Source organism: Corynebacterium sp. MSK310 (assembly GCF_030227355.1).
GTDB lineage: Bacteria > Actinomycetota > Actinomycetes > Mycobacteriales > Mycobacteriaceae > Corynebacterium > Corynebacterium rhinophilum.
In genome coordinates, this window is record NZ_JASPFZ010000008.1 from 1 (window position 1) to 16,186 (window position 16,186).

The window sequence follows — 16,186 nt, forward strand, 5'->3', positions numbered from 1 at the left end:
TTCGCTGCCATTGCTGAGCAAACAGTCACCATTGCCGGTGCACACTATGCAGAAATGGGCGTAGCAATGTCAGCAAAAGACGCACTTGCCAAGCTTGATCACCGCAAGGACATCGAAAAGGAAGTCATCGACCTCATCGACGACATTCCCCACACACAAATCCTGCTATCCATGCCAGGAATCGGCCCGAAAACAGCAGCACAAATCCTCATGACTGTCGGGGATATGTCTGACTTTCCAACACCTGGACACTTGGCCTCATATGCTGGGCTATCGCCCCGGACAAACCAGTCAGGCACTTCAATAATGTCGAACTCGCTGAATAGAGCCGGCAACAAAAAATTAAAGAACGCCCTATGGCAATCATCTTTTGCATCCATCAGATTCCACGAGCGTTCACGGCAATTCTATGAACGAAAGCGCAAGGAAGGCAAAAGACACAACGCCGCAGTCGTAGCGCTTGCCCGCAGACGAATCAACGTCCTCTACGCCATGATGCGCAACCACGAGTATTACCACGACCCCGCCCCAGCAAAGGAAACCGCAGCAACCTAACCCCTAACAACGAAACAAGCCGACTGGAAAAATCCCAGTCGGCTACCAATCGCGCGCAAAACAACACACCTAAAAATCCCGAGTTAGGGATCCGCCCCCGTCCACCCCACCCGCGAGACTGCTTGAGTTCAGAGGGTCGTTGCAACACTTTCCCTTAGGAGGGTGTTGTTGTGCCTGGGGTTGTTGGCCCGTTTCATTCGTTGTCTGAGTCGGATCGTCGTGGCTTGGTGTCCATGGTTGGCAGTGGGCGTAGCGTTCGCTCGGCTGCTGGTGAGCTTGGCTGTCATTACGTGCATGCTTTGAATTTTTGTCATGCTCATGGAGTGCCAGTCGTGCATAAAGCCAAACGAGTTGATCGCCGCGGTAGCCAGGCTTTACAGCTTGTAGAACTAGTTAAAGGCGGACTTTCGGTGCACCAAGCCGCCAAAACGTGTGGGGTGCATCCCACCGCTGCGTATGCCGTTGCTACAGAAGCCGAGTGTCATATCCGGCTATCGAGGTATGCCCGGAAAGTCCGCCAAACACAGTTAAGGGTGGAATACTTACGCCTTCGGTTGGCGAGCTTGCCTGTTGGTGATGCTGGGGCTGGGGTAGGAATTGATCGTCGATTGTCTTTAGACTTCGAAAAAGGACTCATCAAATCCGGAGGACCGCGTAAAGAGTTCATACCCGTCGGCGAGGACGCGACCACGTATAAAAGACTCATGAAAGCGCTGCGCCAACGCCATGACGTCATCGAATCTGGACGGCTTTGTGCCCCTGCCTTGCCTGGCGGTGTGGATCCGTATAAACGCATCAGTGATCGCTATATTTGCTTTGAAGAACGCGTTATTATCGCCGACCTTCTTCGTGAGCATGTGCCGCTGCGGGAAATCGGGCGCTGTTTAGGGCGAAGTGCCTCGTCAATTCAGCGTGAAGTACGCAGAAACCACAGCGCCCAAGGCCCGTATTGTGCAGAAACCGCCCAGTTATAAGGCCTGTGCGCGGAGATTGCGGCCGAAAATACCGAAACTGCTGGCCAACAAAAGGTTATGGGACTATGTATGCGCACAATTGCGGGCACAATGGTCACCGGAGGAGATTTCCAATCGCCTGCCCATCGACTACCCCACTGATAAGGACATGCGCATTAGTCACGAAACGATTTATGACGCCTTTTATCTACAGTCCAAAGGAAGACTCAAAGACCTTGGCTTGGACTTGCCTACCGGCAGAAAGAAACGCAAGAAACGCCACACACGCACCACCACACCGGCCCAGCAACGCTTCGTTGACGACATGATCCTCATCGACGACCGGCCAGAAGAGGTTACTGAACGTATTTTGCCAGGCCACTGGGAAGGCGACCTCATCCTTGGTAAAAATAACCAATCCGCGGTGATCACATTAGTAGAACGCGTCAGCCGATTTGTTGTCCTTGGCCACCTGGCAGGCAGGCACACCAGCAAAGAAGTATTCACAGCCCTGCACAAGGCTGTTACTGGAATCGATAAAGCACTCTGGTCATCAATTACCTGGGACCAAGGAAGCGAAATGGCAGGCCATAAATCCTTTACCATGGCCACTGACATTCCCATCTACTTCTGCCATCCAGGATCACCGTGGGAACGCGGCAGCAACGAAAACACCAACGGCAGGCTCAGGAGAAAACTTCCCAAAAACAGCGACCTGTCCATCTACAGCGCCGAGGACCTAGAGATGATCGCCAACATTCACAACCACAAACCACGCAAAGCACTCAACTGGCGCACCCCAGCCGAAGTAATGACCAACGCCCTGACACAAACCGGTAGTATCACACCAAAGTAACCATCATCGTTGCAACGACCCCTAGAATCCAAGCTGACAAACTACATAGGAACACCCCCCTGCTACTTGACCCCAGTTTTGTTCTCATCTCTGAAAAAGAGAAAAATACGTCCAGCTCACACTGAACCGGACGTATTTTTAACAAGCCAGCACTGATTTCATCTCCTGCGGATTCCGTCTACTGAAACTTGACCTATCTTTAATATCGTCAGTGAAAGCAGAAGAAGTGCTTATGCCTTCATTCAAGCTTCACGCATCCGCAAATCCCCATATCGGTGCGACTTAAAGCAAGCTACCGAGTGCGCTGAGATCGAGATCGGAAGAGTTGAAATCGTTCAAGAAGTCAGGAGAAACATCCCCGTTGAACAGGTCGAAATCAGAGGACCCAAGATCGTTCAACAATTCGGAAGAGCCTGCATCGTTGAAGAACTCAGAAGAGCCGTTACCATTGAACTGCTCGGAGGAGCCAAGATTTTCAAAAGAGGAACCGCCAATTTCAAGACTGATGTTTTCCGGATAGGTGGGAGAAGACAGTGGCGGGACTTCTGGGAAATTAATCTCAGGTAGCTTTATATCGGGAAAGTTTCCGCCAGAGACTTCTACCAACAAGTCTTTTATCGGGCCAGAAACGATTTCATTAATCTGGAGCAACAGATCCACTTCAAATCCTTTTCAATCGCTGAAATTGTACTGATGAGACTGAGTGTGGCCAAGTAATGTCGAACAACATGAACAACATGGACACGCTGCGGTCAGTATAGGCTAACTTTGTAACTTTATGGGAATAACTTCTCTCGATTGACCACAAATAGGGGTGTCGTTGTTAAGCTCATCGCCCGTGTAAGTGGAGTGTCTACCAGTAGTTTTCCTGTAGCGGAGTTTCAATCTAGCCTCCGCCCGGAAAGTGGATTCTACAGAGGGTTGTTGTGCTCTTTTAGTCAATAATGTGGAAGTAATTTCTTCGAAACTCGAAGTGCACTAGGTATTGATCCGTTTGAGTAGATGGGAAGTGGCTAAGGGTTGTGCGTAGGTTTCCAACCTGTAAAAGGAGATAAGCCAGAATGACTAGTGCAGCATGATGTGGTCGACGCTGATAATGCCACAATCAATGCGATCGAATCGACACTTGAGCCTAACCTCCGGAGGTGCCCACTTTCCGAGGTTAGGCCAAGCATCACAACGCTGTGCTCGTCGCACTCGCTCGCCGACAACTCAACGTCTTCTTTGCCATGACGCGACATCACAAGCATTACCCTGACCCCGCCTCAGTTAAAGAAGCCGCAGCAGCCTACCCCCATAACCGCGAAACAAGCCGACTGGGCAAAATCCCAGTCGGCTACTAGGCGCACATAAAACGACACTAAGTCAGAGATCCGTCCCTGGCCGCCCCTACCGGCGAAATTTGGGAACTAAGTAGGGGCATCCCGCGTACGTTCAGCATACTCTGAGGCCCACAGCTTTCGCCAGACTCAGGCGCATATAAGAGCGGGAGCTCAGTATGCGCCAGGCGTTGTGCAGGGCTCTTAGAAGCCCATGCCGCCCATGGCGTCAGCGTCGGGCATAGCGTTGTTGGAGCCGGCAGGCTCTGGCTTATCAGCCACAACAGCCTCGGTGGTCAGGAACAGTGCCGCAATGGACGCAGCGTTCTGCAGTGCAGAGCGGGTGACCTTAACCGGGTCATTGATGCCGGATTCCATGAGGTTGACGTACTCACCGGTAGCGGCATTCAGGCCCTCGCCAGCAGGCAGGCCAGAGACCTTATCTGCAACGACGCCAGGCTCCAGGCCAGCGTTGTGAGCGATCTGCTTCAGCGGTGCAGACAGTGCCTCGCGGACGATATTTACACCGGTGGCTTCATCGCCTTCGGCCTCGATGGAATCAAGGACGGAAGCGGCCTGCAGCAGGGCAACGCCACCGCCGGCCACGATGCCTTCTTCCACGGCTGCCTTGGCGTTGCGGACAGCGTCTTCGATGCGGTGCTTGCGCTCCTTGAGCTCAACCTCGGTGGCGGCACCGACCTTGAGCACGGCCACGCCGCCGGAGAGCTTAGCCAGGCGCTCCTGCAGCTTCTCGCGGTCGTAATCAGAATCGGAGTTCTCAATCTCGGCGCGGATCTGCTTGATGCGGCCATCGATCTGCTCCTGGGTGCCAGCACCCTGGACAATGGTGGTCTCATCCTTGGTGACAACGACCTTGCGTGCCTGGCCCAAGTACTCCAGCTCGGCGGTCTCGAGGGAGAGGCCAACTTCTTCGGAGATGACCTGGCCGCCGGTCAGGATGGCCATGTCCTGCAGGGTGGCCTTGCGGCGGTCACCGAAGCCCGGAGCCTTCACGGCAACGGACTTGAAGGTGCCGCGGATCTTGTTGACCACGAGGGTGGACAGGGCTTCGCCCTCGACGTCCTCTGCAATGATCAACAGCGGCTTGCCGGACTGCATAACCTTCTCCAGCAGTGGGACAAGGTCCTTGATGTTGGAGATCTTGGAGGACACCAGCAGGATGTAGGGATCCTCAAGGACTGCCTCCTGGCGCTCCATATCGGTGGCGAAGTAGCCGGAGATGTAGCCCTTATCAAAGCGCATACCCTCGGTAACCTCGAGGTCAACGCCGAAGGTGTTGGACTCTTCCACGGTGATAACGGAATCCTTGTTTACGGAACCGTTGCCCACGGTGTACATTGCCTCAGCGATCTTCTCACCGATTGCTGGGTCTGCAGCGGAAATACCAGCGGTGGTAGCGATTTGCTCCTGGGTTTCTACTTCCTTTGCGGAAGACAGCAGGGAGTCCACAACCTTCTTGGTAGCGGTCTCGATGCCGCGCTTGATGCCCATGGGGTTGGAACCAGCAGCTACGTTGCGCAAACCCTCACGCACGAGTGCCTGTGCCAGAACGGTTGCGGTGGTGGTGCCGTCGCCGGCGACGTCATCGGTCTTCTTGGCAACTTCCTTGACCAGCTCGGCGCCGATCTTCTCGTAAGCATCCTCGAGCTCGATTTCGCGAGCGATGGAAACGCCGTCATTGGTAATGGTCGGCGCGCCCCAGGACTTTTCTAGGACGACGTTGCGACCCTTAGGGCCGAGGGTGACCTTGACTGCGTCAGCCAGAGTATTCAGGCCGCGCTCAAGGCCGCGGCGGGCCTCTTCATCAAAAGCGATAATCTTTGCCATAGTGTTTGTGCTCCTTGGATTTATTGAGGACGACACTCACGTCTTTCTCGCTGCGGACGCCCGCGACGGCATGGCTGGTGAGTGTGAACCAACCTCAACCACAACGATGGAGATTTATCTAGCACTCATTCTATGCGAGTGCTAACGCCTATTCTGGCACTCTCCTACCCCGACTGCAAGGTGCCACGCGCTTGCCTTTAGCGATCTTGCGCCCACCCCACTCACCGTTATTCTCCCCGCTCTACGCAATCCTCAGAACCCCGCCATTAGATAGCACAAAGGCGCCTCCGCAGAGGCGCCCGATATATCGCTCGGCTCTTTCCTTTTATATAAAGGAAGAGCTGAGCGCGAAACGGTTAAACACGACTAATTTCCTCGTGTTTCCGTGCGGGATGCTATTTCGCAGGCGCCTGCACCTTGCGCGCGGTCCAGCGGAAGATGAAGCTTATCGCGGCGATGAACAGCACGATTCCAAGCACCGTCGCAGAGGTTCCGCCGGAGAATACCTCGAGCGGACTATCTCCGCCGGAGGCGGCAATGATGGCGGCGTTGACCACGCCGAAGAGGGACTCGCCCACGATGAGGCCAGTAGCCAGCAGGGTTCCCATGCGCTTAGCAAAATCTGGGCGGGATTGCTTGGCCGCCCATTTATTGTAAAAGGTGCCCAAGATGGCGCCGATCGGGATGACGACGGTGAGCGCGGCCGGAAGATACATGCCCATACCAACAGCCAGTGGGGACAGCGAACCCTTCGCAGTGAACTTTTGTAGGCACTCATCCACGATGATCAGGACGGCGCCGATGCCCATACCAGTAAAGATGAGGCTCCAGTTCAGGGAATTTTCAAAAATGCCAGAAGCCACCGAGGACATCAGGGCGGCCTGCGGGGCGGCCAAAGCATCCTCACCGGCGCCCTCCATGCCTTGGAAACCAAAACCGGTGAGCATGAGCTGCAGGATGGGCGGGATCACCAGGGAGCCGAAGACCACGCCGATGATCAGCGCCACCTGCTGTTTCCACGGGGTAGCGCCGACCAGCTGGCCAGTCTTTAGATCCTGCAGGTTGTCATTGGAGATGGTGGCGATGCCAAAGACGATGGCCGCGGTAAATAGCGTATAGGCCACCAGCGAGAACGGTTCCGCGCTGGTACCGCGGGTCACGGCCGCGATGACCAAGGAGGCCGTCAGCACGGCGATCACGCCAATAGAAGAAATCGGCGAGTTAGACGCACCAATCAAACCGGCCATATAACCACACACGGAGGCAATGATTAGGCCGACCAGCAGGGTAAAGACGACAGAGACGGTAATGAGCACCACCATGTGATCATGAATATCGGTACCTTGCACGAAGTCCCAGAGCAATAGCGCAATGGGGACCATCAGCACCACGATGGTGGTGGCCACATAAGGGAAGGGAATATCGCGCTCGGTCACATCGACCGTGCCGCCGGATTTGCGGGTGCGCGATGAGGCCAAGGACTGGCGGATGCCCACGGTAATCGGGCCGGCGATCTTGATGAGCGTCCAGATGGCGGCAATGGCCATGGTGCCCACGCCGATGAACCGGATGTCATCGGCGAAGGTGGTATCGACGACATCGGCAAGCGCGGCAGCAGGGCCCACATCGCCCGAAGTGCGGATGGGTAGCAAGATGAAATAGGAAATGACGACACCGACCAGCATGGCAATCCCCACCGGCAGGCCCACCAAGTGGCCCACACCAATCAGCGCGGTGGACAGGCTCGCACCCAACGTGGTGGCGCCGGAGCCGAGCTTGAAATAGGTAGCAACCTCAGAGGCCGCAGCCTTCATTGCGGTCAGCAGCGCCATAGCGGCAGAGATAACACCGCCTACGACGATGACGCGCAACCCCTTGGCGTTCTCCTCGTGATTGGCGCCATCGCCGCTCTCGTCGCCGACTTTCAGAACCTCTGCGGCGGCAACGCCTTCTGGATAGGGAAGATCGGAGCCGGTGACCAGAGCGCGGCGCAAGGGAATGGAATACATCACGCCCAGCACACCGCCGATGATGCACACACCAGCGGTTTTGAAAAAGCCAAAGCCCTGCCAATATCCCACCATGACCAGGCCGGGTAGGACGAAGATGATAGCGGACAAGGTGCCTGCGGCCGAGGCGATGGTCTGCACGATATTGTTTTCTTTGATGTTGTGCCCAGAAAAGCGGCGCAACACCGCCATGGAAATCACGGCGGCGGGAATGGAGGTGGCAAACGTCAGGCCTACTTTCAGGCCGAGGTAGACGTTAGCTGCGGTGAAAATGAGGGTAATCAGGCCACCGATGATGATCCCGCGCAGGGTCAACTCGGGAAGGCTGGCCTTCGAACCGGCGGCGGAGGCTTGCGTAGTCGCCATGCCAGGTCCTTTCTAGTATTACTGCAATGGTTTTAATCTCAATCATCTTCGCGTCGGGCACTGAAAGGCGTCTGGCGGGAAGATGGGGAAAATTTTAGGCCACTGCCGCCCGCGTACCTATTCCATTTACTTTATGGCCCCGTGCACGGCAAGGTACCGTAGATTGCATGACAGATATGATTGACAGCATACGTAGCGACCGCGACACCATCTTCCGCCAGCTCAGCGAGCTCGTGGGATTCAACTCCGTGCACAATGAGCCGGGCTTGGAAGACCAAGCCCAGGGCGCAAGCCAGTGGGTGAAGGCCGCGCTGGAAGAAGCCGGGGCAACGGTAGAAACCATCACTACCGCGGATGGCTCCACCGCGTTTTTGGGCGAGCGCAAGGGCGAGGAAGGTGCCAAGACCGTCCTGTTGTACTCGCACTACGATGTCGTGCCCGCAGGAGACCGCGCGGCCTGGGAATCCGATCCGTTCACCCTGACCGAGCGCGCCGATGCCGAGGGCACCACCCGCTGGTACGGCCGCGGCGCCGCAGACTGCAAGGGCAACGTGGCCATGCACCTAGCGGCCCTGCGCGCACTGGAGGCCAATGGCGGTACCAAGGTGAACCTGAAGTACCTCATCGAAGGCTCTGAAGAGCGCGGCGGCGAGGGCCTGTCCCAGCTCATCAAGGACCGCCCGGACCTTTTCGCTGCCGATGCCATCCTAATTGCAGATGCCGGCAATGCCGCGGTGGGCCAGCCCACCTTGACCACCTCCCTGCGCGGCGGCGCGCAGATTGAGGTCGAGGTCAATACCCTGGCCGCGCCCGTGCACTCCGGCCAATTTGGCGGCGCGGCCCCAGATGCGGTGAAGGCGCTGATGCGCACGCTGGATTCGCTCACGGATGAATACGGCCGCACCACCATCGATGGCGTGGATACCAGCGCCCACTGGCAGGGCCAGGAATACCCGGCCGAGGCCTTCCGCGGCGATGCGCAGCTGCTCGAGGGCACCGAGATCATGGGCTCCAAGGCCCCAGAAGGCGCTACCCCGGTGGCAGACATGGTGTGGTCCCGCCCAGCCATTTCCGTGACCGGCTTTACCTCTACCCCGGTGGCTGAGGCCGTCAATGCCGTTCCCGCTACCGCGGCCGCCAAGCTGAACCTGCGCGTTCCGGCCGGCACCGATGCCCGCGCCATTGGCGAGGCCGTATGCGAGCACGTGAAGAACCACGCGCCGTGGGGCGCGCACATCAAGGCGGAGGTCGTGGAGGCCAATGCTGGTTTTTCCACCGACCCGGAAAAGCCCGCCGTGGCACTTTTGGGCCAGTGCCTATCCGAGGCTTATGGCAAGGACACCGCAGCGCAGGGCATGGGCGGCTCCATCCCGCTGACCACCGAGCTGCAGGAGGCACACCCCAACGCGGAAATCGCGCTTTACGGCGTGGAGGAGCCCAAGTGCACCATTCACTCCGCCAATGAGTCCGTCGATCCCACCGAGATCGAGCACGTCGCCGCTGCGGAGGCGCTTTTCTTGCAGCGCTACGCATAGAAAAAAGAGCGCAACGGGTGGCATATAATACTGTGCGCTAAAAATAATCTTTCGAAGTTGTGGAAAAACCGGTAAACTTTCGACGAGTTGACCCCGTTTCCGGCCACGCTGCTTGCACAAGTGGGACAGTTCGTACTCGGCCGAGTACGAACTGTCTTGGTGTGTATATGCTCCCGGTGCATATCGTCACGCCCCGCGGCAACGAGGGTCTGAGAACTTGACACAACCTAAGGAGCGCAGATTCCAACGTGCTAATACTTCTGGGTGCCCTCATCGTTGCCACCGTGGTTGCACCGCTGCTCATTATGAATGTGGGCCGCCCAGCCTTTGGTTTATTGGCAATAGTTCCCGGTGTCGGTTTCGTGTGGACCCTCGCGCACTTTGCCCGGGGCACCTTCCGCGACGGCGGCGCGCTGAATTACACCATCGAGTGGATGCCGGCCGCGCACCTCGCCGTGGATCTGCGCATGGATGCCCTGGGCGGGCTCTTTAGCCTCATCATCTTAGGGATGGGCGCTTTGGTCCTGCTGTATTGCTGGGGTTATTTCGATTCCACGCGCCGCCGGCTTGCCATGTTCGCCAGCCAAATGGTGGGGTTTGCCACCGCCATGTTTGGGCTTGTGACCTCCGATAGCCTGCTGCTCATGTACGTCTTCTGGGAGATCACCTCCCTCTTGTCGTACCTATTGGTCAGCTACTATGCCGAGCGCGCCTCCTCGCGCCGCGCTGCACAGCAGGCCCTGATGGTCACCGTCATGGGCGGCCTCTCCATGCTGATGGGCATCTGCCTGCTCGGCCGGCAGACCGGGGCGTGGACGTTTAGCGAAATCAGCGCATACGATCACTTCCCCCAAACGCCGTACGTCACCGTCGCCATCGTGCTCATCCTGGTCGGTGCGCTCACCAAATCCGCTATCGTGCCGGCACACTTCTGGCTGCCGGGTGCGATGGCAGCACCAACCCCGGTCTCGGCGTACCTGCACTCCGCGGCCATGGTCAAGGCCGGAATTTACCTGGTCGCGCGCCTGGCACCGGATATGTACGAGGTAGCCACCTGGCACCTCGTGGTCATTTCCTTAGGCGTATTTACCATGCTGCTCGGCGGCTGGATGGCGCTAAAACAAAAGGATCTCAAGCTGATTTTGGCTTATGGCACGGTTTCCCAGCTGGGCTTTATTACCTCCATCGTGGCGGTTGGCTCCCGGGAAGCCATGCAGGCGGGCCTGGCGCTCACCTTTGCCCACTCACTCTTTAAGGCTGCACTCTTTATGGTGGTTGGTGCCATCGATCACTGCTCGGGCACGCGCGATATTACAAAGCTATCCGGCCTCGGGCGCAGGCAGCCCTTCCTCTATGGCATCGCAGTTATCTCCGCCCTGTCCATGGCGGGTGTTCCCCCACTCTTTGGCTTCGTGTCCAAGGAAGCCGTGCTGGAATCCACCATGCACGAAGAGCTGCTCATTGGTATGCCGCGCAATATGATCCTGGTGGCTTATGTGGCAGGCTCCATCCTCACCATGGCCTATGCCCTGCGCTTTTTGTGGGGCGCCTTTGCCACCAAGAACCTCCCGGACGATAAAGACGGCGTCTCTAAGGCTGTGGCCACGATGCACAAGGTCAATGTGGGCCTGTGGCTCGCCCCGGCCGTGCTCACCGCGCTGACCATCGTGCTCGGCATCGCGCCGCAGGCGCTCTCGGCGGCCATCGATCAGCACCTCGATTCCACCTTTGGGACAGGTGACTACCACGGCCTGGCCCTCTGGCACGGATGGTCGGTGACCTTGGGCGTATCCGCCATCATCATCGTGGCCGGAATCATCGTCCACTGGCGCCGCCAGGTACTCGAGCAATGGCAGTTTGCGTACCCCGCGCTTGGTGATGCCGACGCTGTCTACGACAAGGTCATCTCCACCCTGCGCAAGCTCTCCCTGCGCACCACGGCCGTTACCCAGCGCGGTTCGCTGCAGCTCAACCTGACCGTTATCTTCGCCACCTTGATGGTGCTGCCGCTGACGATGCTGATTACCGGTGATCTCACGGATATCCGCATGGTGGTTGCAGAAAACCCCTGGCAGGTCGTCGCCGCCATCATCATGATGGTGGCCGCCATCGCCGCCACGGTCACCGATAACCGCCTCTCTGCCGTCATCATCGTCGGCATTACCGGCTATTCCTTATCCTTCGTCTTTGCCATCCACGGTGCCCCGGACTTGGCGCTAACCCAGCTGCTGACAGAAACCATCATCATGGTGCTATTCATGCTGGTGCTGCGCCGCATTCCGGCCTCTACCGAGTGGAAGCAGGACCCGAAGATGGGCCGCCTGCGCGCGTGGCTATCCGTCGGCACCGGCCTGACCGTCACCATCGTGGCGATGTTCGCCATCAACGCGCGGTCTGCCGAACCCATCTCGCAGTACATGCCGGAGCTGGCCAAGGAGATTGGCCACGGCGCCAATGCCGTCAACGTCTTGCTGGTGGACCTGCGCGCCTGGGATACCTTTGGGGAGATCACGGTCATTATCATCGCCGCGCTCGGTGTGGCTTCCCTGATTTACCGCACCCAATCCTTCTCCAGGGACAGCCGCCGGCCCACCCTGCAGGTCACGGGTCGCCGCTGGCTGGCCGCGGGCTCGGAATCGGAGCAGGCGCTCAACCGCTCGCTGATGATCGATGTCTCCACCCGCGTGCTCTTTCCCTCCATGATGGCGCTGTCGTTTTACTTCTTCTTCGCCGGGCACAATGCGCCAGGCGGCGGTTTCGCCGGTGGCCTTGTGGCCGCTCTCGCGCTCATCCTGCGCTACCTGGCCGGTGGCCGCGCGGAGCTCGATGAGGCCCTGCCCATCGATGCCGGGCGCACCATGGGCGCTGGCCTCTCCTTCTCCGCCCTGGCGGTGGTGGTGCCGATGTTCTTTGGCTACCCGCCATTTACCAGCGGATATACCTCACCCGAGATCCCGCTTATCGGCGCGGTCTCGCTGCCTTCGGCGCTGGTCTTTGACTTGGGCGTCTACCTCATCGTCGTGGGGCTAACGCTCTACGTGCTCAGCTCGCTCGGCGCCAAGCTGGATGAGGAAGAAGAGATGCGTAAGCAGCGCGCTCGCGACCGCGCCCGTTCCCTGGCGCGGAAGAACCGGGAGCGCAGCACCAAGCAAAAGGCCCAGCGGGCGCAAAAACAAGAGAAGAAAAAAGAAAAGATACCAGCCGCAACGAGCTCTTCCGGCACAGGTTCCGGGGACAACGCAGGAAAGGAGAAATAAATGCAAGCCAACCTCTTCCTCCTGCTCGCCGCCGGAGTAATGGTTTCTGCGGGCATCTACCTTTTGCTCGACCGAGCCATGACCAAGATGCTGCTCGGGCTGCTCTTGCTGGGCAATGGCGCCAACCTCTTCATGCTGCAGGCCGGCGGCCCTGCGGGTTCACCGCCCATCGATGGCCGCGAGGCCGAGCCTTATGGCAGCGATATTGCGGATCCTCTCACCCAAGCGATGATCCTTACCGCCATCGTCATTTCCATGGCACTGACGGCCTTCATCCTTACCTTGGCCTACCGCCAGTACCGCTACCGCACCGCCGACGTCATTGAAGATGACGCCGAAGATACCGCGATTGCCGCCAAGGCCTCCAAGCCCGGCAATGCCGCGGCGAGCGCAGACCACGATGCCTCCAATGACCCCGCCACCGGGCGCGCCACCAAGGAAGGCGATAATTTCGGCCCCGAATCCTTCGAGGAGCCGGTGAAGGGAGCCGAAGATGACTGAGCCATTCCACCAAGCTGCCGAAACGATGTACCCGTACGTCGGTGTGCTTATCCCGCTGCCCATTATCATCCCGGCCGTGGCCGCAGCGCTCTCGCTGCTGTTTGCCCGCATGCCTAATGTGCAGCGCCAGATCGCCTTTTTCTCCCTGCTGATTACGGCTGCGGTGAACGCGAGCCTGATCATAATAGTGGATTTCCATGGCATACAGACGCTGCAAATAGGCGGCTGGGACGCTCCCGTGGGCATCACGTTAGTGGCGGACCGGCTCTCCACGATGATCCTCTTTACCTCGTCTGTGGTGCTGTTCTCCGTCATCTGGTACGCCATTTCCCAGGGTGTGCGCGATGGCACCAAGGATGAACCCGTCGCGGTCTTTTTGCCCACCTACATGTTGCTGACCATGGGCGTGAATATCTCCTTTTTGGCCGGCGACCTATTTAACCTGTACGTCGGCTTCGAGGTCTTCCTCGTGGCTTCGTACGTGCTGTTGACCTTGGGGGCATCGGCAGGCCGCGTGCGCGCCGGCGTGGGTTATGTGATGGTCTCGATGGCCTCATCCATGATCTTCTTGCTGGCCCTGGCATATGTCTATGCCTCCGTCGGCACCATGAACATGGCCCAGATTGGCCAACGCATGCAGGACATCCCGGAGGGCACCCGCACCGCCATCTTCGCCACCTTGCTCGTGGCCTTTGGCATTAAGGCAGCAGTGGTGCCGCTGGCCGCGTGGCTGCCAGACTCCTACCCCACCGCGCCCTCGCTGGTCACGGCCGTGTTCGCCGGTCTGCTGACCAAGGTCGGTGTGTATGCGATCATCCGCGCGCGCACGTCCATTTTTACCTATGGTGGGCTCGATACCGTGCTGATGTGGGTGGCGCTGGCCACCATGCTGGTGGGCATCTTGGGCGCCATCGCGCAGACCGATATTAAGCGTTTGCTCTCCTTTACGCTGGTCAGCCACATCGGCTATATGATTTTCGGCGTCTCTTTGGGCACCGCCCAGGGGCTATCCGGCGCTATTTTCTACGCCATCCACCACATTTTGGTGCAGACCGCGCTCTTCTTGGTCGTCGGCCTTATCGAGCGCCAAGCAGGTACATCCTCGCTGCGGCGCCTGGGCTCGCTAATGTATTCCGCCCCGCTTATCGCCGTGCTGTATTTCATCCCGGCCATCAACCTGGGTGGTGTGCCGCCGTTCTCTGGCTTCCTGGGCAAGATCATCCTCATTCAGGCAGGTGCCAATGAGGGCTCCTGGCTGGCGTGGGTGCTCATCGGCGGCGCGCTGGTGACCTCGCTGCTGACGCTCTACGTCATGATGCTGGTCTGGGCCAAGGGCTTCCAGCGCGACCGCGCTGATGCCCCCGAAGGCAATGTCGCCCTAGCCCGCCCGGCCCCACTTTCTGATATCACCGATGAGGTCGAATTTTCCTCCCGCCAGGATGTCGGCCGCGTGCCGTTCGGCATGGTGGGTGCCACGGCGCTGCTGGTCATTGCCTCGACCTCGATTACCTTCCTGGCCGGCCCGATTTCCGGTGTCACCTCCCGCGCGGCCGAATCCGCACAGGATACCTCCATTTATCAGTACGCCGTACTGGGAGAAAATGCAGATAACCCCACCCGGCACCTTGACCAGAAGGACCGCTACGAAGGCGGCGCGGACTCGTACAAGGAGCGCAGCCACCTGCTGCCAGACCCCGGCCCGGCGCACGATCCGGAATCCGGCGACAAGGAGAAGCCAAGCTCGGACGCACCGGCGAAATCGGAGGCACCAGAAAGCCCTACCCCAGTAAAGAAGGAGGCCCGCGATGACTAAGAGCCGCTTTGCCGGTGTGCGCTACCGCTTCCGGCCGTGGTTTACCGTCTGGATCACGGTCATGTGGTGCATGCTCATGGGCGAAATCACGGTGGGCAATGTCGTCGGCGGCCTCCTCGTCGCCCTGGTCATCGTCTTCGCCCTGCCGCTGCCGGCGATGCCGATTGCCGGCGTCGAGGTCGCGTGGGGCAAATTCCTGCGCTACATGCTGCGCTGGTTCTGGGAGCTGTTTTATGCCTCCCTCAAGGTGGGCTGGCTGGCCTCCCGGCCGCAGCCACTGCCTAAAACCGCCATCCTGGAATTGCCGATGCGCCTGGAAAATGAGTTCATTCTCTCCCTTGCGGTGACCCTGTACAACCTGCAGCCGGGTGGAACGGTGACAGACATTGACATCGCCAATCGCATGATCACCATCCACATCCTGGATGCTCGGGATGAAGCACAGATTCAGCGCGAAATCGATGCCGTGTCCCGTCTAGAATCTTCCATGATCGAGATCTTTGAAAGGAGCCACCCATAATGGATCCGCAGATCTATCACGCCATCCTGCTGGTTCCCGCATTCTTGCTGTGGGTCTCCGTATTAATTACCGTCTGGCGCATTATCACCGGGCCCAACTCCCTCGACCGGCTGGTGGGAATGGACGGTTTTACCGCCATGTTCCAATGCGCTCTGGCGACCTATATGTGCTGGTCGCTAGATACCTCCGTGGTCTCGGCCATGCTGGTCATCGCGCTGCTCGGCTTCATCTCCACCGTGTCTGTTACCAGGTTTAGGAAGAGGGATAACCAATGAGTTGGTCTCTAATCGCCGATATCCTCTCGCTCATCCTCGTCATCAGCGGCAGCCTGCTCATCCTCGCCGCCGCCATTGGCTTGGCGCGCTTTAAGGACACGATGTCCCGCGTCCACGCCGTGAGCAAGCCGCAGACCACCGGGCTCATCCTCACCATCATGGGTGCGTTCATCCGTATTACTGGCGCGGAATCTTTCAGTATGGCCGAGCGTGGTGATTTGGGTATGCTTATTTTGCTGGTACTGTTTGCGATGTTTACCAGCCCGGTAACAGCGCAGCGCACCTCACGCATTGCACGCCGTGAAGGCCTGTATGGTTCCGAGGAATCGATGTCGCGCAATGACCGCCCCGCCGGCCGTTCGCTGCGCCGCAAATAGGA

The 16,186-nt window shown here is 58.5% G+C and carries 13 protein-coding genes; 10 read left to right on the plus strand and 3 right to left on the minus strand.

Annotated elements, in window-relative coordinates; genetic code table 11:
- From QP891_RS07155 to QP891_RS07165, 3 genes are all read left to right on the plus strand, one after another.
- On the plus strand, positions 1-555 hold a 555-nt coding region (locus QP891_RS07155; RefSeq protein ID WP_284817014.1), incomplete at its 5' end, for a transposase.
- A 332-nt stretch (positions 556-887) separates the two neighbouring features.
- A complete protein-coding gene (locus QP891_RS07160) occupies positions 888-1,529 on the plus strand; it encodes a helix-turn-helix domain-containing protein (RefSeq protein WP_284817016.1) in 642 nt (213 codons plus the stop codon).
- On the plus strand, positions 1,468-2,364 hold the full coding sequence (locus tag QP891_RS07165) for an IS30 family transposase (protein ID WP_284817018.1): 897 nt from the start codon (positions 1,468-1,470) through the stop codon (positions 2,362-2,364). Before QP891_RS07160 ends, QP891_RS07165 begins: the two co-directional genes overlap by 62 nt.
- 282 nt (positions 2,365-2,646) lie before the next feature.
- Here the strand turns inward: QP891_RS07165 and QP891_RS07170 are convergent, their stop codons facing one another.
- The 3 genes from QP891_RS07170 to QP891_RS07180 form a co-directional block, all read right to left on the minus strand.
- Positions 2,647-3,024, minus strand: coding sequence for a hypothetical protein (locus QP891_RS07170; protein WP_284770468.1), 378 nt, complete (start codon positions 3,022-3,024; stop codon positions 2,647-2,649).
- Positions 3,025-3,887: 863 nt separating this feature from the next.
- Positions 3,888-5,531 (minus strand): chaperonin GroEL, encoded by a 1,644-nt coding sequence (gene groL, locus QP891_RS07175; RefSeq protein ID WP_284770467.1) that lies wholly within the window; start codon positions 5,529-5,531, stop codon positions 3,888-3,890.
- A gap of 395 nt (positions 5,532-5,926) precedes the next feature.
- On the minus strand, positions 5,927-7,906 hold the full coding sequence (locus tag QP891_RS07180) for an OPT family oligopeptide transporter (RefSeq protein ID WP_284770466.1): 1,980 nt from the start codon (positions 7,904-7,906) through the stop codon (positions 5,927-5,929).
- Between the two features lie 167 nt (positions 7,907-8,073).
- Here QP891_RS07180 and QP891_RS07185 point away from each other — a divergent pair, with 167 nt between their 5' ends.
- The 7 genes from QP891_RS07185 to QP891_RS07215 all read left to right on the plus strand — a co-directional run bounded on the left by QP891_RS07185 (position 8,074) and on the right by QP891_RS07215 (position 16,184).
- Positions 8,074-9,441, plus strand: coding sequence for a dipeptidase (locus QP891_RS07185; RefSeq protein WP_284770465.1), 1,368 nt, complete (start codon positions 8,074-8,076; stop codon positions 9,439-9,441).
- 248 nt (positions 9,442-9,689) lie between these two features.
- The gene (locus QP891_RS07190; protein WP_284770464.1) at positions 9,690-12,698 is read left to right on the plus strand and encodes a Na+/H+ antiporter subunit A; all 3,009 of its coding nucleotides are present in this window, start codon (positions 9,690-9,692) and stop codon (positions 12,696-12,698) included.
- Positions 12,699-13,199, plus strand: coding sequence for a Na(+)/H(+) antiporter subunit C (locus QP891_RS07195; RefSeq protein ID WP_284770463.1), 501 nt, complete (start codon positions 12,699-12,701; stop codon positions 13,197-13,199).
- Positions 13,192-15,012, plus strand: coding sequence for a Na+/H+ antiporter subunit D (locus tag QP891_RS07200; RefSeq protein WP_284770462.1), 1,821 nt, complete (start codon positions 13,192-13,194; stop codon positions 15,010-15,012). The genes QP891_RS07195 and QP891_RS07200 overlap by 8 nt, the downstream gene beginning before the upstream one ends.
- A complete protein-coding gene (locus tag QP891_RS07205) occupies positions 15,005-15,532 on the plus strand; it encodes a Na+/H+ antiporter subunit E (RefSeq protein ID WP_237801145.1) in 528 nt (175 codons plus the stop codon). Before QP891_RS07200 ends, QP891_RS07205 begins: the two co-directional genes overlap by 8 nt.
- Entirely contained in the window at positions 15,532-15,807 is a 276-nt protein-coding gene (locus QP891_RS07210; protein ID WP_023018012.1) for a monovalent cation/H+ antiporter complex subunit F, read from the plus strand. The genes QP891_RS07205 and QP891_RS07210 overlap by 1 nt, the downstream gene beginning before the upstream one ends.
- Complete coding sequence (locus QP891_RS07215; RefSeq protein WP_005279458.1) at positions 15,804-16,184, plus strand: monovalent cation/H(+) antiporter subunit G; 381 nt, start codon at positions 15,804-15,806, stop codon at positions 16,182-16,184. The genes QP891_RS07210 and QP891_RS07215 overlap by 4 nt, the downstream gene beginning before the upstream one ends.
- Positions 16,185-16,186 lie beyond the last annotated feature (2 nt).

What these genes read in the sequence shown, in the direction of transcription:
- groL (WP_284770467.1), bottom strand. Translation starts at nt 5,531, where the DNA reads ATGGCAAAGATTATCGCTTTTGATGAAGAGGCCCGCCGCGGCCTTGAG.
- QP891_RS07180 (WP_284770466.1), bottom strand. Translation starts at nt 7,906, where the DNA reads ATGGCGACTACGCAAGCCTCCGCCGCCGGTTCGAAGGCCAGCCTTCCC.
- QP891_RS07185 (WP_284770465.1), top strand. Translation starts at nt 8,074, where the DNA reads ATGACAGATATGATTGACAGCATACGTAGCGACCGCGACACCATCTTC.
- QP891_RS07195 (WP_284770463.1), top strand. Translation starts at nt 12,699, where the DNA reads ATGCAAGCCAACCTCTTCCTCCTGCTCGCCGCCGGAGTAATGGTTTCT.
- QP891_RS07200 (WP_284770462.1), top strand. Translation starts at nt 13,192, where the DNA reads ATGACTGAGCCATTCCACCAAGCTGCCGAAACGATGTACCCGTACGTC.
- QP891_RS07205 (WP_237801145.1), top strand. Translation starts at nt 15,005, where the DNA reads ATGACTAAGAGCCGCTTTGCCGGTGTGCGCTACCGCTTCCGGCCGTGG.
- QP891_RS07210 (WP_023018012.1), top strand. Translation starts at nt 15,532, where the DNA reads ATGGATCCGCAGATCTATCACGCCATCCTGCTGGTTCCCGCATTCTTG.
- QP891_RS07215 (WP_005279458.1), top strand. Translation starts at nt 15,804, where the DNA reads ATGAGTTGGTCTCTAATCGCCGATATCCTCTCGCTCATCCTCGTCATC.